The organism is Oceanisphaera sp., from assembly GCF_048268965.1.
In the GTDB taxonomy this organism is placed as follows: Bacteria; Pseudomonadota; Gammaproteobacteria; order Enterobacterales; family Aeromonadaceae; genus Oceanimonas.
Genome location: NZ_JBLWUK010000005.1, coordinates 1 through 23,634, shown reverse-complemented (window position 1 = coordinate 23,634; position 23,634 = coordinate 1). Strand labels below are relative to the sequence as shown.

22 protein-coding genes are annotated in these 23,634 nt (G+C 55.2%); 17 read left to right on the top strand and 5 right to left on the bottom strand.

The window, feature by feature from the left end; all coding sequences use genetic code 11:
- Window positions 1-18: 18 nt before the first annotated feature.
- Genes ACN0VL_RS04180 through ACN0VL_RS04170 form a run of 3 tightly spaced genes read left to right on the top strand, consistent with a single transcriptional unit; the run spans window position 19 to window position 1,941 of the window.
- Window positions 19-996, top strand: a complete 978-nt coding sequence (locus tag ACN0VL_RS04180) for a copper resistance protein B (protein ID WP_417614871.1) — start codon at window positions 19-21, stop codon at window positions 994-996.
- 40 nt (window positions 997-1,036) lie between these two features.
- A complete protein-coding gene (locus ACN0VL_RS04175) occupies window positions 1,037-1,522 on the top strand; it encodes a cupredoxin domain-containing protein (protein WP_417614870.1) in 486 nt (161 codons plus the stop codon).
- Window positions 1,523-1,539: 17 nt separating this feature from the next.
- Complete coding sequence (locus ACN0VL_RS04170; RefSeq protein ID WP_417614869.1) at window positions 1,540-1,941, top strand: c-type cytochrome; 402 nt, start codon at window positions 1,540-1,542, stop codon at window positions 1,939-1,941.
- Window positions 1,942-2,038: 97 nt separating this feature from the next.
- On the opposite strand, the gene ACN0VL_RS04165 is transcribed toward ACN0VL_RS04170, so the two are convergent.
- Window positions 2,039-3,460: a heavy metal sensor histidine kinase gene (locus tag ACN0VL_RS04165; protein WP_417614868.1), complete on the bottom strand. Its 1,422-nt coding sequence runs from the start codon at window positions 3,458-3,460 to the stop codon at window positions 2,039-2,041.
- Between the two features lie 572 nt (window positions 3,461-4,032).
- Here ACN0VL_RS04165 and ACN0VL_RS04160 point away from each other — a divergent pair.
- The 4 genes from ACN0VL_RS04160 to msrA all read left to right on the top strand — a co-directional run bounded on the left by ACN0VL_RS04160 (window position 4,033) and on the right by msrA (window position 7,292).
- Window positions 4,033-4,956: a M14 family metallocarboxypeptidase gene (locus tag ACN0VL_RS04160; RefSeq protein ID WP_417614867.1), complete on the top strand. Its 924-nt coding sequence runs from the start codon at window positions 4,033-4,035 to the stop codon at window positions 4,954-4,956.
- A 9-nt stretch (window positions 4,957-4,965) separates the two neighbouring features.
- Window positions 4,966-5,628, top strand: a complete 663-nt coding sequence (locus tag ACN0VL_RS04155) for a glutathione S-transferase (protein ID WP_417614866.1) — start codon at window positions 4,966-4,968, stop codon at window positions 5,626-5,628.
- 93 nt (window positions 5,629-5,721) lie between these two features.
- Entirely contained in the window at window positions 5,722-6,600 is an 879-nt protein-coding gene (locus tag ACN0VL_RS04150) for a PhzF family phenazine biosynthesis protein (RefSeq protein ID WP_417614865.1), read from the top strand.
- Window positions 6,601-6,698: 98 nt separating this feature from the next.
- A complete protein-coding gene (gene msrA, locus ACN0VL_RS04145) occupies window positions 6,699-7,292 on the top strand; it encodes a peptide-methionine (S)-S-oxide reductase MsrA (RefSeq protein WP_417614864.1) in 594 nt (197 codons plus the stop codon).
- 85 nt (window positions 7,293-7,377) lie between these two features.
- Here the strand turns inward: msrA and ACN0VL_RS04140 are convergent, their stop codons facing one another.
- Complete coding sequence (locus ACN0VL_RS04140) at window positions 7,378-7,770, bottom strand: STAS/SEC14 domain-containing protein (RefSeq protein WP_417614863.1); 393 nt, start codon at window positions 7,768-7,770, stop codon at window positions 7,378-7,380.
- 823 nt (window positions 7,771-8,593) lie between these two features.
- Between ACN0VL_RS04140 and ACN0VL_RS04135 the strand changes: the two genes are divergently transcribed.
- Window positions 8,594-10,009 carry an L-serine ammonia-lyase gene (locus tag ACN0VL_RS04135; RefSeq protein WP_417614862.1) on the top strand — a complete coding sequence of 472 codons (1,416 nt, stop codon included), beginning with the start codon at window positions 8,594-8,596 and terminating at the stop codon, window positions 10,007-10,009.
- A gap of 70 nt (window positions 10,010-10,079) precedes the next feature.
- Here ACN0VL_RS04135 and ACN0VL_RS04130 read toward each other — a convergent pair whose 3' ends face one another.
- From ACN0VL_RS04130 to ACN0VL_RS04120, 3 genes are all read right to left on the bottom strand, one after another.
- Window positions 10,080-10,982 carry a formate/nitrite transporter family protein gene (locus tag ACN0VL_RS04130; protein ID WP_417614861.1) on the bottom strand — a complete coding sequence of 301 codons (903 nt, stop codon included), beginning with the start codon at window positions 10,980-10,982 and terminating at the stop codon, window positions 10,080-10,082.
- A 501-nt stretch (window positions 10,983-11,483) separates the two neighbouring features.
- Window positions 11,484-12,893 carry a YfcC family protein gene (locus tag ACN0VL_RS04125; protein WP_417614860.1) on the bottom strand — a complete coding sequence of 470 codons (1,410 nt, stop codon included), beginning with the start codon at window positions 12,891-12,893 and terminating at the stop codon, window positions 11,484-11,486.
- A gap of 43 nt (window positions 12,894-12,936) precedes the next feature.
- Entirely contained in the window at window positions 12,937-14,166 is a 1,230-nt protein-coding gene (locus ACN0VL_RS04120) for a M20 aminoacylase family protein (RefSeq protein ID WP_417614859.1), read from the bottom strand.
- A gap of 114 nt (window positions 14,167-14,280) precedes the next feature.
- Between ACN0VL_RS04120 and ACN0VL_RS04115 the strand changes: the two genes are divergently transcribed.
- From ACN0VL_RS04115 to ACN0VL_RS04075, 9 genes are all read left to right on the top strand, one after another.
- Window positions 14,281-15,183: a LysR substrate-binding domain-containing protein gene (locus ACN0VL_RS04115; RefSeq protein ID WP_417614858.1), complete on the top strand. Its 903-nt coding sequence runs from the start codon at window positions 14,281-14,283 to the stop codon at window positions 15,181-15,183.
- Window positions 15,184-15,306: 123 nt separating this feature from the next.
- Complete coding sequence (locus ACN0VL_RS04110) at window positions 15,307-15,954, top strand: DsbA family oxidoreductase (RefSeq protein WP_417614857.1); 648 nt, start codon at window positions 15,307-15,309, stop codon at window positions 15,952-15,954.
- Window positions 15,955-16,092: 138 nt separating this feature from the next.
- On the top strand, window positions 16,093-16,575 hold the full coding sequence (locus ACN0VL_RS04105) for a hypothetical protein (RefSeq protein WP_417614856.1): 483 nt from the start codon (window positions 16,093-16,095) through the stop codon (window positions 16,573-16,575).
- A gap of 196 nt (window positions 16,576-16,771) precedes the next feature.
- Complete coding sequence (locus ACN0VL_RS04100; RefSeq protein ID WP_417614855.1) at window positions 16,772-17,248, top strand: peroxiredoxin family protein; 477 nt, start codon at window positions 16,772-16,774, stop codon at window positions 17,246-17,248.
- 205 nt (window positions 17,249-17,453) lie between these two features.
- Window positions 17,454-17,819 (top strand): DOPA 4,5-dioxygenase family protein, encoded by a 366-nt coding sequence (locus ACN0VL_RS04095; protein ID WP_417614854.1) that lies wholly within the window; start codon window positions 17,454-17,456, stop codon window positions 17,817-17,819.
- Between the two features lie 538 nt (window positions 17,820-18,357).
- A complete protein-coding gene (locus tag ACN0VL_RS04090) occupies window positions 18,358-19,044 on the top strand; it encodes an ABC transporter ATP-binding protein (RefSeq protein ID WP_417614853.1) in 687 nt (228 codons plus the stop codon).
- Window positions 19,035-21,536: an FtsX-like permease family protein gene (locus ACN0VL_RS04085; protein ID WP_417614852.1), complete on the top strand. Its 2,502-nt coding sequence runs from the start codon at window positions 19,035-19,037 to the stop codon at window positions 21,534-21,536. Before ACN0VL_RS04090 ends, ACN0VL_RS04085 begins: the two co-directional genes overlap by 10 nt.
- Complete coding sequence (locus ACN0VL_RS04080) at window positions 21,533-22,750, top strand: lipocalin-like domain-containing protein (protein ID WP_417614851.1); 1,218 nt, start codon at window positions 21,533-21,535, stop codon at window positions 22,748-22,750. The genes ACN0VL_RS04085 and ACN0VL_RS04080 overlap by 4 nt, the downstream gene beginning before the upstream one ends.
- Window positions 22,751-22,938: 188 nt before the next feature.
- Entirely contained in the window at window positions 22,939-23,517 is a 579-nt protein-coding gene (locus ACN0VL_RS04075) for a competence protein CoiA family protein (protein WP_417614850.1), read from the top strand.
- Window positions 23,518-23,634: the final 117 nt, after the last annotated feature.

Below are 23,634 nucleotides of genomic sequence, written 5' to 3'. Positions count from 1 at the left end.
AACCAAGGTAACACGACGATGAAATCAGGATTGAACAGCCTACTGTTAGCCCTGTCGATGCTGCCTGCTGGCGTCGCCTGGGCTCAGAGTGATCACGCCGCATACGGTGCAGAGCCGGCCAAGAGTGGACAAGAAGCCCCTTCCAAAAAGCAGGGCATGAACCACGGTCAGATGCAGGACATGGACCACAGTCAGATGCAGGACATGGATCATAGTCAAATGCAGGGCATGGACCACGGCAGTATGCAGATGCAGGGTGGCTCGGCACCCGCCGATGCTCGGGATCCCCATGCCTATTCCGGGGGCTTTACCCTGGAAGAAGGCCCGTATGCGTTGCCGGGGCCGAGACAGCTGCGCTTGGCCGATGAACATGCCTTTTACGGTGTGCTGGTCGACCGATTGGAGCGGGTCGACAACGGAGACGGCCATGTACTGACCTATGATACCCGCTCCTGGTTTGGCTACGACTACAACAGAGCCGTACTGAAGGCGGAGGGCGATATAGAGCAAGGTCGGCTGCAAGAAGCCAGCACCGAATTGCTGTGGAGCCATGCGCTAACCACGTTCTGGAACAGTGAACTGGGGGTGCGCTACGACACCGGTCACGGACCGGATCAGGCCTGGTTAGCCTTGGGCGTAGCGGGGTTGGCGCCTTACTGGCTCGAACTCGATGCCACCGCCTATTTGGGAGACGACGGACAAACCGCACTGACAGTAGAAGGGGAATATGAACTCTTGCTGACCCAGCGACTGGTATTGCAACCCAGGGCGGAACTGACAGCCTACGGCAAGGATGACGCCGAACGCGGCCAGGGCCGTGGCTTGTCCGAGCTGGTGGCCGGTGCTCGGCTGCGTTATGAATTCAGCCGCCAGTTTGCACCCTATGTGGGCTGGGAATGGGCGGCGGCACTGGGTAACAGTGCCGATCTGGTACGAGAAGAAGGCGACGCCACGCAAGAAACGCGTTGGGTAGCCGGTGTCAGGTTTTGGTTTTAACTCATGATTGCGCGATAAAACTCACAATAGGAAAGTACAGATGAAAAAAATACTGTCCGTTTTAATGTTATCTTTGTTACCTGGCCTGGCGATGGCTGCCGGTGAACACGGCGCCCATCAGGGTCATAATATGGCGAGCATGCAGCAGGATATGCACGGTATCGGCCTGCCCGGCAAGTCGGCGGAGGTCAATCGCACCATTGAGGTGACCATGGACGACAACATGCGTTTTTCACCCGATAAAATTCAGGTTAACGCCGGTGAAACCGTGCGTTTGTTCATCAAAAACGCGGGTAAAATGGCCCATGAGCTGGTGATTGGCAACCTGGAGTCGCTACAGGCACATGCCGAAATGATGCGCCAGATGCCAGACATGAAGCACGCCGAGCCCAACATGATCAGCCTGAAAGCGGGGCAAAAGGGCGGATTGATCTGGAAGTTTGATCAGGCCGGAACCGTTGACTTTGCCTGTTTGATCCCCGGTCATATGGAAGCAGGCATGAAAGGCAGCGTGCACGTTATGTAAAGAGGGTAAGCAAGGACGTGAACAAAAAAACATCTACTAAAAACACTCGTTGGTGGCCATGGGCCATCGCAGTGGGAGGGCTGGGACTGCTCGCCATGGTTGGCAGCCAGCTTTTGCAGGGCGATGTATCCGCCAAGTTGGAGCAAGCACAGCAGGGCAAGCTGGCTTACGAGGATAATTGTGCCAGCTGCCATGGCGCAGACTTGAAAGGGACTCGGCAAGGGCCCCCCTTTATTCACAAGGTGTATGAGCCTTCTCATCATGGTGACGAAGCGTTTTATCGTGCCGTCGCCAACGGGGTGCGCGCCCATCACTGGCGCTTTGGCGATATGCCGCCGGTCGCTGGCGTGACTCGCGAAGAAGTGGGTGACATTATTGCCTATATTCGCGAGCAGCAGCGTGCGAATGGTATAAAGTAATCACCAGCACACTGCGCAGGGCAAGCGGATTATCTCTGTCTTGACATGCGTCTGTTCGATATAAACAGGGAGCCTGGGCTCCCTGTTTATATTTCAGTTAACGACTGTCGGTATGCGGAAACCAAACGCTAAAACAGGTTTCCTGTTCATTTGAGTGCACGGATATGGTGCCGTCGTGGGCGGTGATAATGGCCTTGGTAATGGCCAGGCCCAGTCCCGTGCCCTCGGTAACCGGCTGTCGGGCGCTGTCTGCACGGTAAAAACGGTCGAACAGCCTCGGCCATTCCTCTGGCGGAATGTTCAGTCCCGGATTGGTTATCTCCACCGTGGTGCCGGTATGATTGCTAGCGATAGCAATATGCACTTCGCCTTGTTTTGGCGTATAGCGAATGGCATTGGTCAGCAGATTACTGAATGCTCGTTGCAGCATGGACTTGTCGGCCAGCAGACGGGCGTTGCCCTGACGTTGCAACCGCACCGCTTGTTCACAGGCCAAAGGCTCGAAAAACTCTATCAACTCATCCAGTTCATCGGCCAGCATCAGTGGCTCCAGCTGCATGGCTAATTGTCCTTGTTCCGACTTGGCCAGAAACAGCATTTCACTGATCATCCTGGCCAACCGCTCGGCGGTTTCCAAATTCGCATAGAGTGCTTCCCGGTAGTCTTCGCTTTCTCGCGGATGAGCCAGCGCGACCTGGGTTTGCATCATCAGGCTGTTGACCGGGGTACGTAGCTCATGAGCAATATCCGAAGAAAAGGCCGTTAGCCGTTGAAAGGAGTTTTCCAGACGATCCAGCATGTCATTAAAGGTTTGAATGGGGGCGTGTAGTTCCGACGGTGCATCGGCCAACGAGAGCCGGTGGTCCAGTTTATTCGCCGTTACGCGTGACGAGAGGCTGGCCAGGCTGCGTAATGGTTTTAGCCCGGAGTGGGATGCAAACCAGCCTAACAGCACGGAAATCAAGGCAATACCGCCCGTCAGCCAGGCAAGCCCCGTTTTTATTTCATCGATAAAGTGCTGATGATAGCTGGTATCTAAGGCTACACGTATCCACACCGGGTTGGCTGCATCGGGCTTGGCCAGAGCAGGGGCCAGGAAAACGGGCTCCGTAATACTGCGATACCGAATACCGTCTTCGGTCCAGCTCTCGTGTAATGGCAATGATGTCTCGTCGGGAGCAGCTCGACTCATGCCCGGTTGCTGACCATTAGTGGCGTTGGTGCTTGCCAGCACTCGGCCCTGGCTGTCTTTAATCAGCAGATAATAGCCACCATGGCCAGAGAGCATCTTGTTCAAACCTGTTTCCAGTTCCGACCAGCTCGGGTCATGGTGCTGTAACTGGGTGGAGATAAAGTTTTTGGTGATGACAATCTTGCTTTGCAGGTCAGTCTCGTCCTGTCGAGCAAAGTGGTGCTCCAGCGATTGCATTAATACAACACTCACCAACCCCCATACGGCCAGCATGGCAATGCTGAACGTCAAACTGAGTCGGGTTGTTAAAGAAAGATAACTGCCCATCAGGTCGCCTTTACTCGTCGAGTTTTTTACTGCTGAAGAAGGTAACATTTTGTGAAGCAGAGGAGGGAGTTATGGGCGCATTAGTACTTAATAATCCCCAGCTTGAGCATGTATATGCTTGATAAGTTATCCCGCATAACAGGTGGTTCTGTCGTTATTTCCACACACTCAGCCTGCGGGTCGCCACCAATGTGGTTGCTTTTTAATCTGTTTTGCAGGTGGGCTGCTAGGCTTAAATCATCACCCAGTGGCTGAGAGGTGCGGCAGGATAACGAGTAGTAATCGGCGGTAGCCTGCCAGCTAGTTAACCGGCAACTTAATCCGCCAAATACAGGAATCGCTGGCGGAGGATAAACCAGGCCTGACAACCAGGAAAATGACAGGCCAAGAGGTCTTTGAACAATTTGCTCCGAAGAGTTAACGATGATTGCTAACCAGTCGCGCCAGGACGCGGCCGATGGCGTGTCGTGAATAGGTCATATTTCTGTATAAGCTGATATCAGTCCTGATTGCGAGCTTGGGTGCGGATGATAGAATGCCTGTCAGCAATAACCATCACTGGAGAAAGCGATATGAGCACGGCACCTACACCCTATCCAATCGGTACGCCCGGCGCTCCCTGGGGCGAGAAAGAGCGCGCCGAGTGGTTGTCACGACAGTCTCGTCAACGCAGCTATGAGACCGAGGTGTTGAGTTTGATCGAGCGCCTGCGCCCGCGTTTCGACGTGGAGCAGTATGGCTGTCTGGATTATGGCCCCAATAGTTATCCGCTGATGGCGATCCGGAGTCGCGACTGGCGTGACGATCTGCCTGTTGTGCTGATAACGGGCGGGGTACACGGCTATGAAACCAGTGGTGTGCACGGCGCGCTGCAGTTCGTCGATCAGCATGCGGCGGATTACGCGGGCCGGGTCAACTTGCTGGTCGCTCCCTGTGTCAGCCCTTGGGCTTATGAGCGCATCCACCGCTGGAACCCGAGCGCACTCGACCCGAACCGTTCGTTCCATCATGGCAGTCCGGCTGAGGAGTCGGCGGCACTCATGCGGTTGGTGGCACCCATCCGCGATCGCGCACTGTTGCATATCGACCTGCACGAGACCACAGATACCGACGAAACCGAGTATCGCCCTGCGTTGGCGGCCCGCGATGGCAAGCCGTTCGAGCCGGGTGGCATTCCCGACGGTTTCTATCTGGTTGACGACAGCGAGAACCCGCAGCCGGAATTTCAGCAGGCGGTGATCGAGGCGGTGGAGCAGGTCACTCATATCGCTCCGGCCGATGACAACGGCGAAATCATCGGCTCATCGGTGGTCGCTCGGGGTGTTATCCAATACCCGCTTAAACAGCTCGGCTTGTGCGCCAGTATCACCAGCGCACCCTACAAGACCACCACCGAGGTCTATCCCGACAGCCCCCGTGCCACCGCCGAACAGTGCAATGCCGCGCAGGTTGCCGCTGTGTGTGCGGCGATCGACTACGCGCTGGCACACCAGTAGGGAGGGGTAATGCATCTACCTCGTTTATACTCCTTCCGTCGTTGCCCATACGCTATGCGTGCCCGGCTCGGTATTGTGTTTGCCGAGCTGAAGGTGGAGCTACGGGAGATAGTACTGAAACACAAGCCGGCACAGATGCTGGCAATCAGTCCTAAAGGTACAGTGCCTGTTCTGGAGCTGGTTGAAGGTGCTAGCTCCAAGAGACTCGTTATCGAAGAAAGCAGGGAAATACTGGAGTGGGCGCTGCAGCAGAATGATCCGCAAGGTTTGTTAAGCGTCGATTTAGTCAGCGCCAATGCCCTGATCGACCGCAACGATAACGAATTTAAACACTGGCTGGATCGCTATAAATACGCCGACCGTCATCCAGAACTCACCCAGTTAGAGTACCGGCAACGGGGCGAGGTTTTTTTGCAGGCGTTAGAAAATTTACTCGCCAAGAACAGGTACCTGCTGGGAGACAAGATCAGCATCGCGGATATTGGCATCATGCCTTTTGTACGCCAGTTCGCCCATGTAGATCGGGAGGTGTTTTATAATCTACCCTATCCGCATCTACAGCAATGGCTGAGAGCTTGGCTGGAAACCCCGGTGTTCCAGCATGTCATGATCAAATTCCAACCCTGGCAGGAAGGTGATGAAGTCGTGGTATTTCCAAGCGGCAGCGACTGAAGCTTGTTGATTGAGTCGTGGCCACCCTCTCAGATAACTCATTCATCGGTTGTATTGCAAGCCTCGCTGGTGCTTTAACCATTTGGAGAGCTTATGTATATCGACGTTCAGATTGTCAATGCGTTCATTGACGGCGCCACCGGCGGCAATCCCGCCGGTGTGGTGGTGGATGCGAATGCGCTAACCGCGGCACAGAAGCTGAAGGTGGCCCAGCAGGTCGGACAGCCCGAGACCGCCTTCGTTTCGGCATCAGACACTGCCACCATCAAGCTCGAGTTCTTCACGCCAACACGACAGATTGCCCACTGCGGGCACGCCACCATTGCCACCTTTTCGCTGTTGCGGCAACTTGGCGTCGTCGGTGAAGGCCAGCTTTCCAAAGAGACGATTGATGGCAACAGGGACATCCTGGTGGACGGTGACATGGTCTTCATGGAGCAGCGCGCTCCTGAGTACACCCAGGTCGCAGTGACCTCTGAACTGGGAGGCCGGGTTGTTGCCTCTCTTGGCCTGAAGCCATCGCAGTTACTGAACGGGGTCGATCCGTTTGTGGTCAATACCGGGAACGCTTTCCTTCTCATCCCGCTGCCTGATGAACGAACGGTGGCAGAACTAAGACCAGATCTTCGCCTGGTCGAATCAATCAGCGATGAGCTGGATTTGATTGGATACTACGTATTCTCGACAAAGACTAAGGTACAGGGCCGTGATGCGGGAGCACGTATGTTTGCTCCACGGTTCGGCATACCAGAGGAAGCGGGAACGGGAATGGCGGCGGGCCCACTTGCGTGCTTTCTCCACGATCATCTCGGAGTAGGGCGTCGGGAGATACTCATTGAACAGGGCTGGCTGATGCAGCCTCCGTCACCCAGTGTCATAAAAGTCGTGCTCGACCTTGCCGATGGCAAAATCACTCGCCTTATGGCCGGCGGCACCGCCCGAGCCATGTCGTCTTTGCGGGTTGAGATCTAATCCTTTGAACCTGCACCCTGGCTCGTCACTCCTCGCCTTGCGTTATGGTCTAACGTTTAAGGTAGTGAGTTATGGTCTTGAACAGTGGGAGGGGCAACATGAAAGAGACACTCGCATTGACGATCTTGGCAGCAAGCTTATTGTCATTTTCTCCCAATACCGTTGCCGATAAAGCGGTTTTGGCGGGAGGATGTTTCTGGTGTATGGAGGCAGACTTCGAAAAGCTTGATGGCGTAACCGATGTTATTTCAGGATTTACAGGCGGGATTTTAAAAGATCCCACATACAATGGTAACCATGAAGGTCATTATGAAGCCGTTGAAATCACCTATGATCCTAATAAGGTAAGTTACAAAAAGTTGCTGGATTACTACTGGGTTAACATTGATCCCTTTGATGGGGAAGGGCAGTTTTGTGATAAAGGCACCAGCTATTTAAGTGCCATTTTTGTGGCAAATGAAGAAGAAAGGAAAATTGCTGAACAGACAAAAGAAGAAGTAGCAAAGGCATTTCCCAATCAAACAGTCATTACCCCCATCTTGGATGCATCAGTCTTCTACCCAATTAAAGGCGATGAAATTTATCATCAAGATTTTTATAAAAAAAGTCCTGTTCGCTATAAAGTTTACCGCTGGAACTGTGGCCGAGATGCCCGACTAAAAGAACTTTGGGGAGATAGAGCAACGCATTGATAAGGTACTTGCTAACCAGCCGCGCCAGTAGCCGGCTTTTCATGTATCACACCTGAACTCCTGACGCCGCGACGAACGGGGTCGCTCAGGGTTCGTCTTGCTCCAGCCAGGCTTTGGCATCCTGCAGGTGTTCGAAATACTGCACCTGGCTGCTGAGCAGGAACCAGTCCACTACCATGGCCATCAGCTTTTCCTTGAGATCGATCCCCACTATCGCCAGCTTGCTGAATTCATCGCCATGCTTGCGGGTAAACTGAATGTCTTCCCACAGGGCTTTTGCCTCCCAGCCATTGAAGTCAATCATGTCTACCAGGGCCTTGATCCTGGGGCTGTCCATACTGGCCAGCGCCTGTTCAAGTTGTTGCTCCATCTCTCGGAAGTCGTCATAGGCGATATCGCCATAAATCTTGATGGTGAGCCAAAGGGTATGGTTCTCCTGCTTACTCATTTCAACGGACAAGCCGTGTGCTTCCAACATAGTGGTGTCCCCTTATGTGTGTCTCATTACCATAATTATGGTCGCTTTCGCCTTCGGTTGTCGTTAAAAAGGGGCTAAAAATGTCTGCTCGTTGACTTCCACTTTCCTGAAAAAGCCCCGGACCGTCTTATCCGGGGCTTTTTTTCATCTGGCGTTCAGACAATCGGCCACCTCGAACAGGATGAATTCGTTATCGGCGGCGGCATTCGGCTGTCTGCTTTCGGGGGAAACAGGCACAGGTCAGGTAGCGGTAAAACCCTTATAAGTCCCCTCATTTCAATGGCAGAACGCGCCATGTTAGCTGCATAGCCTAAACCCCAAAATCCGCCGAGGACCGCATTGAACCTAGGGTGAGGCCATATGTCTAACTTGCACGGTAGCAGCGAGAGTTGGGGGATTTTTTGCGACTTTGCCCTCAAACCCCGGGCCCCGGGCGTAGCGCGACTCATATGAAGAGATGGCTCAGGGGAAAACCCACAGGATAGCGATGTTAACCAACCTGCCTGTTTGTTTATTTATTGTTTGTTTTTTGTTTGTTGTTATGTGAGGATCGATAGCATGCAGAAGGCTTTTGATGTATAAAGTAGATATGACAAGCGACGCACTCAGCCCCTTTATTATCCATGCTAATCGTCCGCTGGCTGAAAACATTAGTAAAACAAATAACCATTATTTGCATAATTAATAACTAGCCCGCTAACCACCATAGATTAAGTGGGTTAATGTTTTCCGAAGGAAAGATAAGCTATGTTTTCAGGTGTAGGTGCAGAGTAAACTCCTAACAAATGTATGTTTTGCTTTAAGTTTTATGGGAAGTAATGAAATGAAATCAATCAGTGTTTTTGAGATTATAAAGGTAGGTATTGGCCCGTCGAGTTCACATACCATGGGGCCTTGGAATGCTGCTGAGTTGTTTTTGGAACTCATTCGTAAAAACCATGAACTCTCGGACGTTAAAGAAGTATTTGTTGAGTTTTTTGGCTCGCTGGCCAAGACGGGCATCGGACACGGAACCGATATTGCCGGTATGCTGGGGCTGTCAGGTGAAAACTTCAAGACGATTGACACGACTAAAATAACAGAAAAAATTGACGCCATAAAGTCGAGTCAATCTCTAAAGCTGGGTGGTGAAGTCGAGCTTCCATTTATATATGGTCATCACCTCATTTTAAATATGAAGAAGAATCTGGATTTTCATCCTAACGGGATGATATTCAAAGCGGTTTTTAATGATGGAACCGAGTTGGAGCAGGATTATTATTCTATTGGTGGTGGGTTTGTTGCTACTCAAGAAGAAACCTCAGCCGATGAAGTATTAACGACCACTCCGTACCCTTGTCACCATGGTAAAGATGTTCTTTATTACTGTGATAAGTTAGGCCTTTCTTTTTCGGATTTGATTTATGTGAACGAAGAAGCCTGGCGTACGAGAGAAGAAACCAATGCTCAGGCTTTGGATATTTGGGAAAATATAAAGGACTGTATTTACAGAGGGGTAAATCAAGAAGGTATTTTACCCGGTGGATTAAGAGTGGTTCGTAGAGCCGGAGCGATGAACCGCAAGCTGTTAGAAAACAAGCCCTATAGAAAACGGGATGAATGGTTTCAGATGGTGGTTGATGCCGAGGAAAACTTCGTAAACATCAACAAATGGGTTTCTTGCTTTGCCCTGGCAGTTAATGAAGAAAACGCCAGTTTCGGGCGAATCATCACGGCGCCCACCAATGGCGCAAGCGGAATTATTCCTGCCGTCTTGATGTATTCACAGGCATTTACCGAGTTCACCGGCGACGACAAGATCATTCGGTTTTTGTTGGTGGCAGGAGAAATTGGCACCTTGTTCAAGAAGAACGCCACGATTTCTGCAGCCATGGGAGGATGCCAGGCAGAAACCGGTGTGTCGTCAGCGATGGCCGCAGCAGGCTTGACGGAAATCATGGGGGGTTCGCCAGGACAAATCCTGATGGCAGCCGAAATAGCCATGGAGCATCACTTGGGTCTGACTTGCGATCCGGTCGGTGGTTTGGTGCAAATCCCTTGCATTGAACGCAACTCAATGGGGGCGATTAAAGCCATTACCGCAGCAAATATTGCCATTGAAAGCGATCCGGCAAATGCCAGAGTCACGTTGGACGAAGTCATTCAAACCATGTGGGAAACTGCAGTAAGCATGAATGATCGGTTTAAAGAAACGTCGGAAGGCGGACTGGCGATTGCCGTGAATATTTCGGAATGTTGATCTGTCATTAATATCAGCTGACGCCCTGTATTACACAGGGCGTTTTTTTAGGTATACGGCTCCCCGGGCATTACATCTCCTCATGCACCTGGCCATAGGCCAGCATCGCGAACAAGCCGGTACCGCCGATAATATTACCGATGAGTACCGGGGAAATATGGTAGATCAAGCCGGTAAAGATATTCATGTCTCCATTAAGCACCAGCGTGAAAATTTCGTTTGACCCGGCAATGACATGGGTAAAATCCCCCGCCGCGATCAGCCAGGTAAACATGACGATGACCAACACTTCGGATCCCTTCGCCGAAGGCAGCATCCACACCATGGCCGCAATGATAAAACCAGATGGAATACCGCGTAAAAATGTCTCGGCTGGGGTCAACTGCGCCAAGTGATGCGATATCTCCAGAATAGCGGCTAGCGTGTCTGCGGGAAAGATGCCGCCGTGGATGCCGATGGCGGCGGTTAAAAACGTACCAAAAAAATTGGCCGCCAGCACGACTCCCCAAAGGCGCGCGGTGCAATAGAACCGGTTGCGGGTTGGCTCGGCCAAAACCGGCAGCACCACAGTGATGGTGTTTTCGGTAAACAGTTGCAGCCGGCACAGAATGACCAGCACAAACCCGAACGTGTAGCCCAGGCTTTCAATCAAGGTAAGGTAGGGGTGTTCTGAACCCAAGCTGGCGCGAATAATTCCCTCGGCGAGCACCGAGGTTGATATTCCGAGTCCTGCTGCCACACCGGACCACCAAAGCGATATTTTCGGGCGTTGCAGCTCATCCTCGCCCTCTCGCAGAATGATGGAGTACACAGTTAGTGCCGATAAATGGCCGTGTTCGGCTACGGTATCACGCTCTTTTCGAGTCAGTGACTTTTCGATCGACGTTGGTGTCCGTTCACGGGACTCGCGATTTTGGACCTTGGCACGCGTTTCTTGCTCGTCTGCGGCTTCTTTGGCTTTCTCGTCACTCATATCACTCACCTTTGGCGAACCATCAATGCCTGTTTCGCTTCAATATTGAGTTTTCTGGAATGTTGACTCCGATAATCAGGATAGCTTAGATGCCGAATTCGGACACAATGAAGGTTAGAGCAACAGGACAAACTGCTCATATAAATGAGCGCTGTTTTCTACATATAAAAGAATTTGTCTCTCGTGCGATCCGAACTATCAAGGGGCTGACCCAGTAACAGACAGATGGATAAGGGGCGGCACAAAACCGGCCACTTCGAGTCGGGTGAATTCGTTATCGGCGGCGCTATTCAGTTGCCGACCAGTGGAGCTGGACAGGTTGTCGTTGTTGGCAACGAAGGGGAAAAGGGGGTTTAAATCCAGGCAGGCCTCGAGAAAGCGAGTAATGTCAGTTTGGGAATGATCTTCTTGAAAATGCGCTAATACGCCAATGCGAGAAAGCGTATCCGCTTTCTCGCATTGGTTTCTGCAGATTACATTTATTTAAGTGGGTATAAGGGTTCAGTAGCCCAAGTAGGCTGCGGCCACCATCATTACCCAGCAGAACGCGTAGATGAGCACCATGATGGGCAGAATGACCGGCAACCACTGGGCGTAGGACACCCGGCCCAGCGCCAGCATGGCCAGGATGCCGCCCGCGGTGGGAATGAAGAGGTTGGTCAGGCCATCGCCGACTTGAAACGCGGAAACCATCAACTGCCGGCTCATGCCGATGAGATCTGCCAGCGGGATGAGTATCGGCATGGTGATCAGTGCCTGTGCCGAGCCACTGGGAATGAACAGGTTGATCACCCCCTGAATAATGCTGGTCACCACGGCGGCCAGGGCCACGGGCATGCCTTCCATAATGGAACTCAGCGATTTGACGATGGTGTCAATGACCTGGGCGTCCTGCAAAATGACCGGGATCGAGGCCGCCAGGCCAATCACCAGCGCACCCGAGGTGACCGAGGCCGCGCCTTCCATCATCCGCTTGACTAGCTGGTTGGCACTCATGCCCGCCGCAAAGCCGATCACTATCGCCATTATCAGGAAGATGGCGGTAATTTCCTTGATGTACCAGCCGCGGGTGAACACGCCGGTCAGCAGAGTGGCCAATCCGGTCAGAAAGATGCCGAGAATGATCAGATCCTGGCGTGACAGCTGGTATTCATGCAGTGGCTTGCTCATCTCGACCGGTTGATCGTCATGGAATTCCATCTTGACCACCCGCAAACAGATATAGGCCGACAGCATGGCCAGCGAAGCCAGCACCATCAGGGTACGTAGCTCCCAGCCTGAGAACAACGGCAGCTCGCCAATGCTCTGAGCCACACCCACGGTATAAGGACTGATCGGTGACAGGGCAAAACCGATGCCGATGCCGCCAACGGCCATGGTCACACCGACCAGCCGCGAGCAGCCGATGGCGGAGGCCACCAGCACGCCCACGGGCACCAGTGCAATGTTGTTTTCACCGCCTACGGCCACACCGAAAAAGCCGTAGATAAAGGTACCCAACACGATGATCAGGTTACGGCTTTTGGTGCTGTTGCCGGCACCGACCTTGTTGGCGGCAACGCCGACCATGTTTTCCAGTGCGCCCGTGCTCTGAAGTACATGAAAGAGGCCGCCGGCTATAAACACGATAAACAGAAACTGGGAGGCATTGACCATGCCCTGGGGAATGGCTAGGAACAGCTCGAAGAAGTGCAGCGGGGCCTCCGTAATCAGCTGGAAGGAGCCGGAAATGACTCGGCTTCTACCATCCACGACTTCTCGTGCGAACTCGCCGGCCGGAATAATGAAGGTCAGCAGATAGACAGCGGCCAGTACCATGAAGATAAGCACCATGGGGTCGGGGAACTCGCTAAACCATCCTCGTCTGGTGACATTGGATCCGGCGCGGGAATGAGGCTGTTGTTGGCTCATATTGTTTTCCTGATATGTTTACAAACAGTAATGAAAGAGGGCGTCATTCTTCAAGCGGGGCGTGCCGGGAGAAATAACGCGATATCAGGCTCACCAGAAAAGTGGCGGCCGCCTCCATGCAGTCGTCGTTGAAGTCGTAATGAGGGTTGTGCAGGCTGCAAGGTCCCAGCTTGGCGCCGGCTTCATGGCCGTTGTCGCCGTTGCCGACCAGGAAGTAGCATCCGGGCACCTGCTCCAGAAAGTAGGCACAGTCTTCACTGCCGGTCAGGGGCGCGGTGGGCGCCTCGACACGGTCGTCACCGAATAGCTCTCGGGCCGTGTCGACCGCCAGTTGGGTGGCTTCCGGGTCGTTCATCAGCACCGGATAGCCGCGTTGGTAGTCGATGTCGCAACGGCAATCGAATGCCTCTGCCTGTGACCGGGCCAGGGTACGAATGCGGCGCTCCAGGGTGTTGCGCACCTCGGGGTCCAGGGTGCGAATGGTGAGCTCCAGCTCGGCGGTGTTGGGGATCACGTTGGCGGACGTGCCTGCCTGCATGCGGCCGACGCTGATCACCGAGACGAGATTGGGGTCTACATTGCGTCCCACTATGCTCTGCAGTGCCAGTACAGTGGCGGCGGCTGGCAGGGTGGGGTCTTGGGCTAGTTGGGGCAGGGCACCATGACCTCCCTTGCCAATAAAGGTCAGTTTGGCTGCATCCGAAGATGCCATGAAGGCTCCGGGGCGAAAGCAGAGCTGGCCCATGGGAATGCCGGGGAAATTATGGAGGGCATAGAGCGCATCGCAGGGAAAGCGTTCGAATAGCCCTTCTTCAAGCATGCGTTGAGCGCCGCCGCCACCGCCCAGCTCTTCGGCGGGCTGGAAAATCAGGTTCAAGGTGCCGCTACCGGGCAGACCCTGTTCACGGAGCAGGCGCGCCATGACTTCGGCGACGCCCAGCAGAATGGCCGTGTGGCCATCGTGGCCACAGGCATGCATCTTGCCCGCCACCTGGCTGGCCCATGGTAGCCCGGTTGCTTCCTGAATGGGGAGGGCATCCATATCTGCACGTAGCCCTAGGCGCGGGCCCGGTTCATCCCCCCAGCGTAATACCCCTACAACGCCGGTGATCGCGATGCCCGTGTGGACCTCGTATCCCCATTCCCGGAGTCGTTCCGCAACCAGTTGACTGGTTGCGAACTCTTCAAAGCCCAGTTCTGGGTGCTGATGGATCTGGCGTCGCCAGCCCTTCATCTGTTCAAGACCTGGCTTAATGTCTGCGTTCACTGTCATAATAATCACCGGCTGACATGTTTTTTTATTTGTGGTGCGCAATGGTGTCAGCCGTAAATGAGAGTGTAAAGGCAACGAATGTTGCCTGGTGACAACCTGAGGTAATCACTTGATATGAAAGATCATCAGCTCAGGGCCTTGCTAAAAGTAGCCGAAGAAGGTTCGATTCGCGGTGCGGCCAGGGCGCTACACCTGAGTCAGAGTGCCTTGACCAAGGCCTTGCGCGAACTGGAGACCGATCTGGGAGCACAGCTGTTGGTCCGCAGTTATCGCGGGGTTGAATTCACGCCCGCGGGCAAGAGGCTGCTGACTCGGGCGCGTCTGGCACTGTCCACCCTGGACAAGGCGCGCGATGAGATACGCTGGCTGCAGGGGGGCGCCGGGATCCAGGTTACGGCGGCCGTGACCACTGCTATTGCCTCGACCGCGCTGCCAATGGTGCTGAATGAGTTTGAACGTGAGTTGCCGGATGTCAGCCTGCGGTTTGTCGAGGGCATGCTGACCACGGTCCTGCCCGGGTTGCTGGAGGGGCATTTCGACTTTGCCATTGCCGTGGCCGAGCCTGAACAGCTGCCCTACGAAATCGCGTTCGAACCTCTGACCCGTATTTTCTCCGAACCGGTGGCGCGGGAGGGGCATCCGTTACTGGCTGCTACCGACTGGTCCCAGATGCTGGATGCCCGCTGGGTACTAAACCTGACCACAGGTAGTTCGGCTCAGCAACTGGTGAGCTGGCTCGACACTCAGGCGGGGTTGTCACTGCGTATTGTCCGCTGCGACTCGCCCTTGCTGATGATAGAGCTGATCCGTCGAACCGATCTGGTGGGCTTTGGCCCACGGGTCTTTTTTGAAGATCCGCTCTCCGGTTGCGGGCTGAGCTGCTTTGACTCACTGCCCCGATTTCCATCCCATGCGCTTGGCATACTCAAGCTCAGAGGAGTGCCTCTCAATCTGGGGGCTGAGCGACTTGTCGCCCTGTTCAAGCGTCATATCAACGAGCTGGTTCTAGTGCCTTAAGGTAGTCATTCGGAGCTGATTTAAGGGCGCGCAGCAGAGCTCTTTATTCTTCCTGATGCCAGGAGTAGCCTGTTGGCATTGTCTACGGGCAACTCAGTGCTCAGAAAACAGATAGGATCCTCTATGAACAAGATGCAGATAGACATTGTTTCCGACATCGCCTGCCCCTGGTGCGCTATTGGCTATGCCCGGCTGAAGCAGGCCATGGAACAGCTGGCGCCAGAGTATGAGTTCACCGTGCAATGGCGCTCGTTTGAACTGAACCCGGATCACAGCGGCAAGGGTGAGCCGATATTGCCGGCGCTGGCCAAAAAGTACGGCCGAAGCGAGGAAGAGATGCGTGCTACCCAGAGCCGGATGATGACCATCGCGCAAGGTCTCGGCCTCAATTTCGAGAAAATACAGGAACGACTGACCTGCAATACCTTCGATGCCCACCGGCTGGTCAAGTGGGCCGGCGAGCAGGGCCGGCAAACCGACATGAAACAAGTGCTGTTCGAAGCCTATTTTGGCAGGGCGGAGGACGTCACCGATCACCATGTGCTCCTCAGCTGCGTTGAAGCGCTGGGGCTGGATTCAGACAACGCCAGAGCCGTACTTGAATCGGATCGGTACGCTGATCTGGTGCGGAAAGAAGAAGCCAGATATCAGCAGGCGGGGATTACGTCGGTACCGGCGTTCATTATCAACGGCAAGTACCTGATCTCCGGCGCTCAGGAGCCCGCTGCCCTGGTGCAGACAATGCAGGACATTGCTGCTGAATCCGCCTGAACCGGCTTCTGTCATGAGGCTGTTTTTCTTCGCGGGGGGCGCATGTTCGGCTACAGTTAACAGGCTCGTCGGCCTGCACTCAATGGCCTGCTCGCTGGTCACAGGCGGGTATATCAGCATCAATCAAGGAGCGTTCTAATGAATAGCTTTTTCAGACAACTCGTTATTGTTACCGGGGTGATGGCGTTTTGTGCAGGGCCCACTTTCGCAAAAAATTTGGACTCACCAGGCAATAGCGGAAAGCACAAGCCTGAGCATTACCATGAGCACAGCTCGCGGAGTGATCGCGAAAGCGCGTCATATCAAAGCTACTTCAGCGAAGCACGCCAAAGAACAATTAGGCGTTACTACTCACAAACACTAAGCTCGGGTCATTGCCCTCCGGGATTAGCCAAGAAAAACAACGGTTGTCAGCCCCCTGGCCAAGCGAAAAAGTGGCGTAAAGGGCGGCCACTTCCCAGTGATGTTGTTTACTACGATTTGCCCAGCGCACTTCTCTATGAGCTTGGTCGTACACCAGAAGGGCAAAAACTTGTGCGGGTGGGTACAGATTTGCTTTTGATCAACATCGGCACCGGCTTGGTCATTGATGCGCTTGAGAATCTTGACGATATATTTTGAGTACTAGCGGCTTTTTGTCGTGTTGCTCGAGCAGTGATGAGGGGTTAGCAAGAGCAGGGTGTGAGCTCTCAGAGGTCGAGAGCATGAGCTACACTGACTCAGATGCTCAAGCCTGCTCGGCACTGGTTGACAAGGTTGAGGCGCTGCGGCGGATTAACGTACGTCGCTGACCCCCGGGGCATAATGAGGTGACATCATGAAGACGCAGAATATCAACACGCCGGCCATAGAGCTTAACACTTCAACCTGGTTAAATTCTGACAGGCCAATTAAATTGAATGAATTAATAGGCCGTGTCGTTGTGCTTCATACGTTTCAAATGTTATGCCCTGGCTGTGTATTACATGGCTTGCCACAAGCTATAAAGGTGAGAAATAGTTTTTCGGAAGCGGATGTTGTCGTCCTGGGTTTGCATACGGTATTTGAACACCATTCGGTGATGGGGAAAGAGGCATTGCAAGTATTTTTGCATGAATATAACATTCACTTTCCGGTTGGAATTGACCAGGCAGCAGCGGGGAGTGATATACCGTTAACAATGCAAGCATATGGCTTGCGTGGCACTCCCTCCATCATCTTGATAGATCGCAAAGGGCAAGTAAGGTTGAATTATTTCGGTGTGATTGATGATATGCTTTTAGGGGCACATATTGGTCAGTTAATGGCTGAATAGCTAAACAATAAAATACCTAACATAAAGTAACATGAATAATTCTGCCTGACAGGCTGACAAAAAACCGGTAAACCGTAAGATAAAAATAGCAGTGGGCTGAAATGATCCGTCACGGCACACGGCGAGGTAGGCTCATCCCTGCAGGCCGGATGATTTTAATAACATTGCGCTGTATTATCACGCCTGTTATATAAAACACTGATAAATGGAAGATTCAATGAAAGAAACAAAACGGCCCGTTAATTCACATACAGATTACCATGCGCATGTTTATTTCGAGCAGGAGACGCTGTCTTTTGCGACTTCATTGTGTGAGCAGGCCGGTGAAAAATTCGGCCTCAAGGTGGGTCGAATTCATCAAAAGCCGGTGGGGCCTCACCCCAAGTGGAGTTGCCAAATTACCTTTGGCGCCGAGCATTTCGATGAGTTTGTCCCCTGGCTTGAGTCACACCGGGAAGGGCTCACCGTTCTGATACATGCCGTCACCGGCAATGATTTGGAAGACCATACAAAATATGCCTACTGGTTGGGAGACAGCGCTGAGCTCGATGTCTCCATGTTTGGCGGCTAACTGACCTTTACCGGGCAGGAACGTCATCCTCGCGCAGGCGGGGACGGGAATCCAGGGTTTGTGGTGTAGAATGGTCAAACAGTGAGCCGCCTGCAAAGACACTGGACCCCCGCCTTCGCGAGGGTGACGAAAAGGGAAAGCTCGGGTGACGAAAAGGGACAGCGAGGGTGACGAAAAGGGACAGCGAGGGTGACGAAAAGGGACAGCGAGGGTGACGAAAAGGGAAAGCGAGGGTGACGGTAAAGGAAAAGCGAGGTGACGGTTTAGCGTGTCATTTCCGCTTGTTTCTTGTCATTCCCGTCATTCCCGCGAAGGCGGGAATCCAGGATTTGTGGCTCTGAACGGTCAGACAGTGAGCCGTCTGCAAAGACACTGGACCCCCGCCTTCGCGAGGGTGACGAAAAGGGACAGCGAGGGTGACGAACAAGGGAAAGCGAGGGTGACGAAAAGGGAAAGCGAAGGTGATGATAAAAGCAAAGCCAGGTGATATGAGTGATGCCACATTACTTATCTGGCTTTAAGTTACAGGGAGTTCTCCATGCTCGAGTTTCGCCATGTCTACAAGGCCTACACGACCCCTCAAGGGCCGTTAAGCGTGTTGTCAGGCGTGGAGCTGCACCTTGAAGCCGGCGAAAGTCTGGCGCTGATGGGGGAGTCGGGCAGCGGCAAGTCGACGCTGTTGCATCTGGCTGCGGGGCTCGACCTGCCTGACCGGGGCGAGGTGTATATAGGCGGACAGTCGCTGGCCAGCCTGGATGAAGCCGGTCGGGCTCGGATCAGACGCAACACCCTCGGCCTGGTGTTCCAGCAGTTTCATCTGGTTGCCAGCCTCAACGTGGCCGACAACTTGCGTCTACAGGCCCGGCTGGCGGGGCGTGAAAATCCAGCCTGGTCGGCCCGACTGCTGGAGCGACTGGACTTGGCCGGGCGCGAGCTCCACTATCCCGAGCAGCTGTCTGGCGGTCAGCAGCAGCGGTTAGCCATTGGGCGTGCGCTGGCGTCTCGCCCGGCCTTGTTGTTGGCCGATGAACCCACCGGCAATCTTGACGAAACCACCGCCGAGATAGTGCTCGAGCTGCTGTTGGAGCTGGTTACCGAAAGCGGCACCAGCCTATTGATGGTGACACACAGCCCCAAAGTAGCGGCTCCACTGGATCGTCGCCTGATCCTGCGCCATGGCCAACTGCTGGCCGAATCCGCCGAGAGCCGCTTGCCATGCGTTTGATGGTGGTGGCCTTGGCGACGCTGCTGTCCCATTATCGGCGCCACCCCGGTCAGCTGGCCATGCTGTTGGTGGGGCTTTGGGTGGCGGGGGCGCTATGGAGCGGTGTGCAGGCCATTAACGCCTCGGCGCGTGACAACTATGCACGGGCCGAGGCGCTACTGGGCAGTGGCTTCGATCGCCTCGAACGTGATAACGGCCAGCCACTGACCCGAGACGACTTTATCCGGCTGCGCGGGGCAGGCGTACTGGTCTCGCCCCTGCTCGAGGGTGAGCTGATTACCGACAGCGGCAAGAAACTCACCCTGATAGGTATAGACCCACTCACCTTGCCCAGTGACAGCACGCTGGCCCGCACCCGAATGCCCGGTCAGTTGCAGGACTTTCTTACGCCACCCTGGCAGACCCGCCTGGCGCCGGATACTCGCTCCCAGCTGGGCCCCCAGCCAACACTGAACAATGGCACGCCTTTTCCCCCACTGGTTGATGTGCCCGAACTGCCGCCCAATACGCTGGTGATGGATATCGCCATCGCCGCACAGCTGCTGAGTGCCGGCGACTCGATCACCGCGCTGGTCAGCGCCGCGGATGCGTTGTCCGCGGCTCCTGGCGGATTCACGCTGGTGCGTGCCGATACCCGGACCAGCCCCGGTGAGCTGACCCAGAGTTTTCATCTCAACCTGACGGCCATGGCGATGCTGGCGCTGATTGTCGGACTCTTTATCGTGCAGGCGGCCCTGGGGCTGGCGTTGGAGCAGCGTCTGGGGTTGTTGCGCACGTTACGTGCCCTTGGCGTGTCGGGCGGTACTCTGGTTGCCTTGCTGGCGCTGGAGCTTGTGCTGCTCGGGCTGTGTGGCGGACTGGCAGGGCTGGTCAGCGGAGTGTGGCTGGCCAAAACCCTGCTACCTGACGTGGCCGCCACTCTGCAGAGCCTTTACGGCGCCAAGGTTAGCGGTACGCTCAGCTTGCCCTGGCATTACTGGCTGGGCGGTATGGGAGTGACGCTGGGTGGCCTCTTCATTGCCGGCAGCGGCGTGCTGTGGCGGGCAAGCCGCATCAGTCTACTGGGGCTCGGTCAGGCGCAGGCGTGGCGAGCCGGTTTTCAGCGTCAGCTGCGAGTGCAAACCCGGCTGGGTGGGGTAGCCGCGCTGTCGGCGTTAGTGCTCGGGCTATGGCTGTTCACCCGGCCCAGTGGCGAAGGCTTGGGCGCAGGCTTCGGGCTGGTTGCGGCCATCATGTTAGCCGCTGCCCTCTGGCTAGCCCCGCTGCTGGCCCTGATGCTGTCCTTGTCGCTCCGCGGGCTCACACGCCTGGCGCGCAGCTGGCCACTCACCCAGTGGGCGCTGGCCGATTTACAACTGCAGCTGCCACGGTTGTCGCTGGCCATGATGGCACTGCTGATTGCACTTGCTGCCAACCTGGGCGTCAGCAGCATGGTCGGTGGTTTTCGTCTGACCTTCCTCGACTGGCTCGATCAGCGGCTGATGGCGGAACTGTACCTCAAGCCGCCGGCGGCGCAATTTGAAGACATTAATACCTGGCTTGCCCAGCACGAGGCGGTCAAGGAGCGGCTGATTACCGCCGATGCCGAATCGAAACTGCTTGTGATCTCTACAGACAACGGCGACCCTCGCCGTCCGGGCCTGCCGCTATCGGTGTTTGGTATCACGCCGGGGCAAACGCTGATGGCGGACTGGCCGCTGCTCGCCACTCTTGGCGATCGAGATGCCGCCTGGCAGGCGCTCCAGCACGGTGAGGCCTTTATCAACGAGCAGCTGGCCCGGGGGGAGGGTATCACGTTGGGCGATCGACTAAGCCTGGCCACGCCCGGCGGGGTTGAAGCTGTCACTGTGGTGGGTATCTACCCCGATTACGGCAACCCGCGGGGCGAGGCGGTGCTGGCCACGCACCAGGTGCGGCGGCTGTTCGAGGTGCCTGCGGCCTCGATTGGCATAGTAATGCAGCCTGGTGAGGATGCCGGTTTGCTACGCCAGCAGCTGATCGAGCGCTTTAAACTGACGCCGCATAGTTTGCGAGACCAGCACGAGGTCAAGGCCACGGCTATCGCCATTTTCGAGCGCACCTTTGCCATCACTCGGGCCTTGAATACCCTGACCCTCGCCGTGGCGGCGTTGGCGCTGTTGGCGACCCTGCTGGCCCAAGCCCGGGAGCGGCGTCGACGGATGGCAGCGCTCTGGGCGATGGGCGTGCCACTGCGCCGGCTGCTGGGCATCCAGTTAGCTCAGCTGACCGGTGCCGCCTTGGTGACGGGTCTGCTGGCCATTCCCCTGGGCATCGCCATTACCGCCTGCCTGGTGTGGGGCATCAACGTAGCCGCCTTTGGCTGGCGGCTGCCGCTGCATATTTTTCCCGTCGAGATAAGCCTGACCCTGCTCACCGCCGTGCTGGTTGCACTGCTGGCAGCGGGGTTACCCATGTTCAAGCTGTGGCGCACGCCACCCCGGACGCTGCTGGCCGAGGAGGAAAGCTCATGAGTAGATGGTGGCACCTGACTCTGCTGAATCGTGGTTTATTCGTGCTGTGTTTGCTGGTGCTCGGTGCCTGCGGCCCGGTTTCTGAATCCGGATCTGAGTCTGGCCATAGTGCGGATAAGGATGCTAGTGGCGGCAGATCCGGCTTTGCCGGACTGGGCGCATCAAACCAGGGCTACGCCCATGCCAGCCCTGAGACCTCTCTCAGCTTCCCCGAAGATCACGGGCCGCACCCGGACTTTCGCATCGAGTGGTGGTATCTCACTGCCAACCTGGAGGATGAGGGTGGCGAGCCGCTGGGCATGCAGTGGACGCTGTTCCGCCAGGCTCAGCAGCCCAAGGCACCCGATGCACCGGATTCCAGCGCCGAACCCTGGGCTACGGATCAACTGTGGATGGCGCACATGGCGCTGTCACGCGGCGAGCATCATCGCGTGGCCGAACGTTTCGCGCGGGGAACCCGCGTGCTACTCCCAGGCAGCGAACAGCAGGCCGGCGTCACGGTTCAACCCTTTCGCGCCTGGCTGGATAACTGGCGACTTGAAAGCCTGGCCACAGATCCCGAGGGCGATGCGCTGGACCACCTGCGCTTGACTGCAGAGGCCGAGGACGAAAACGGAACTTTTGGCTATCAATTGGAACTCCAGGCCGAAGGGCCTCTGGTGCGCCATGGCATTAGCGGATTCAGCCAGAAGTCGGCCGATGGCCAGGGCTCCATGTATTACAGCCAGCCCTTTTATCGCGTCAGTGGCGAGGTGTGGCTTAACGGCGAGCAGGTGGCGGTCAGTGGTCGGGCCTGGTTGGATCGGGAATGGAGCAGCCAGCTGCTGAGTGCCAGCCAAACCGGTTGGGACTGGTTTTCGCTGCACCTCGACAGTGGCGCCCGGCTGATGGCTTTTCGTCTGCGTGGCGGGGGCGAAAACCACGACGACTATATTTCCGGCAGCTGGATCACCCCAAATGGCGAGGTCACGCCGCTCCATGCCTCAACGCTCACCCTGGTGCCGCAGGCGTTTGCCAAGGCCGGCGGGTATCAGATGCCGGTGCGCTGGCGCCTGACGTTGCCGGAGCAGAACCTTGAGCTGGATGTAGAGGCTCGCCACGCCAACCGCTGGATGAACACCTCGGTGCGCTACTGGGAAGGAGCAGTCAGCGTAAGCGACGCCGCAAGCGGCGCACCGCGCGGCCAGGGATATCTGGAAATGACCGGGTATTGATACGACGAGTAGGCAAGATTTGAGCGTAGCGCTCAGTTTATTGGAACTCATCTAGGGGATAGCCTATGCATTTTATGGTCTGGATGAGCCTGAGATCAAACAATTGGTTGTTTTCTGTTCGCCATTCGTTCTGGCTGGTGCCAGACTGGTCCAGATACGAGCTTTTGGCTTATGGATAAGAGAAAAACATGTCAGGGAAAATGTTAATCCCCTTCGCCATCAGGGATGCAGATCAAAAAGTTGTCTCTGTGGAGGAGGTTGAAAGTGGCCTTCGTTGCCAGTGTCATTGCCCCAGTTGTAAAGGGATTTTGATAGCGCGAAAGGGTGAACAAAAGACACATCATTTCAGCCACCACAAGAGCAGTGAGAGCGAGTGTGCCTACGCTTTTGAAACCAGCGTTCGTCTGATGTTGCTGGATAAACTGAACATGGTGGTATCACTCAACACGCCAGCGATGAGACTGACGCAGGGAAAGCACAACAGGCCGGTCACAGCGCAAAAAAATGTGATGGTGAATTATGTGCCATCATCCGGCGTGACAGCAGGGCCGACGGCGCTTTATCAGGTAGGTAAAGATACCAAATATCAGCTGGGGATTTACCTTCCCCCTGCAGGCACTTCTGTAAAGGCATCACCGTCCTGGTTGCAGGATTATTCCAGAAACCATGGCTGCACCGGCGTATTGTCAGTGGACTATGGGGCATTTTCAGAGTTGATGTTTAAAGATGAAAAACCCGGCTCGCTGGATCCGACATTCCGCACCTAATTCAGGAATAAATGGCCTGATAGCGCTCACCGAGTGCTGCAAGAATGGTCTGTTGCGGCGGTTGAAGATTAACGATCAGCGGTGTTTCGTCTCCCACCGAAAGTTCATGAATGCCGC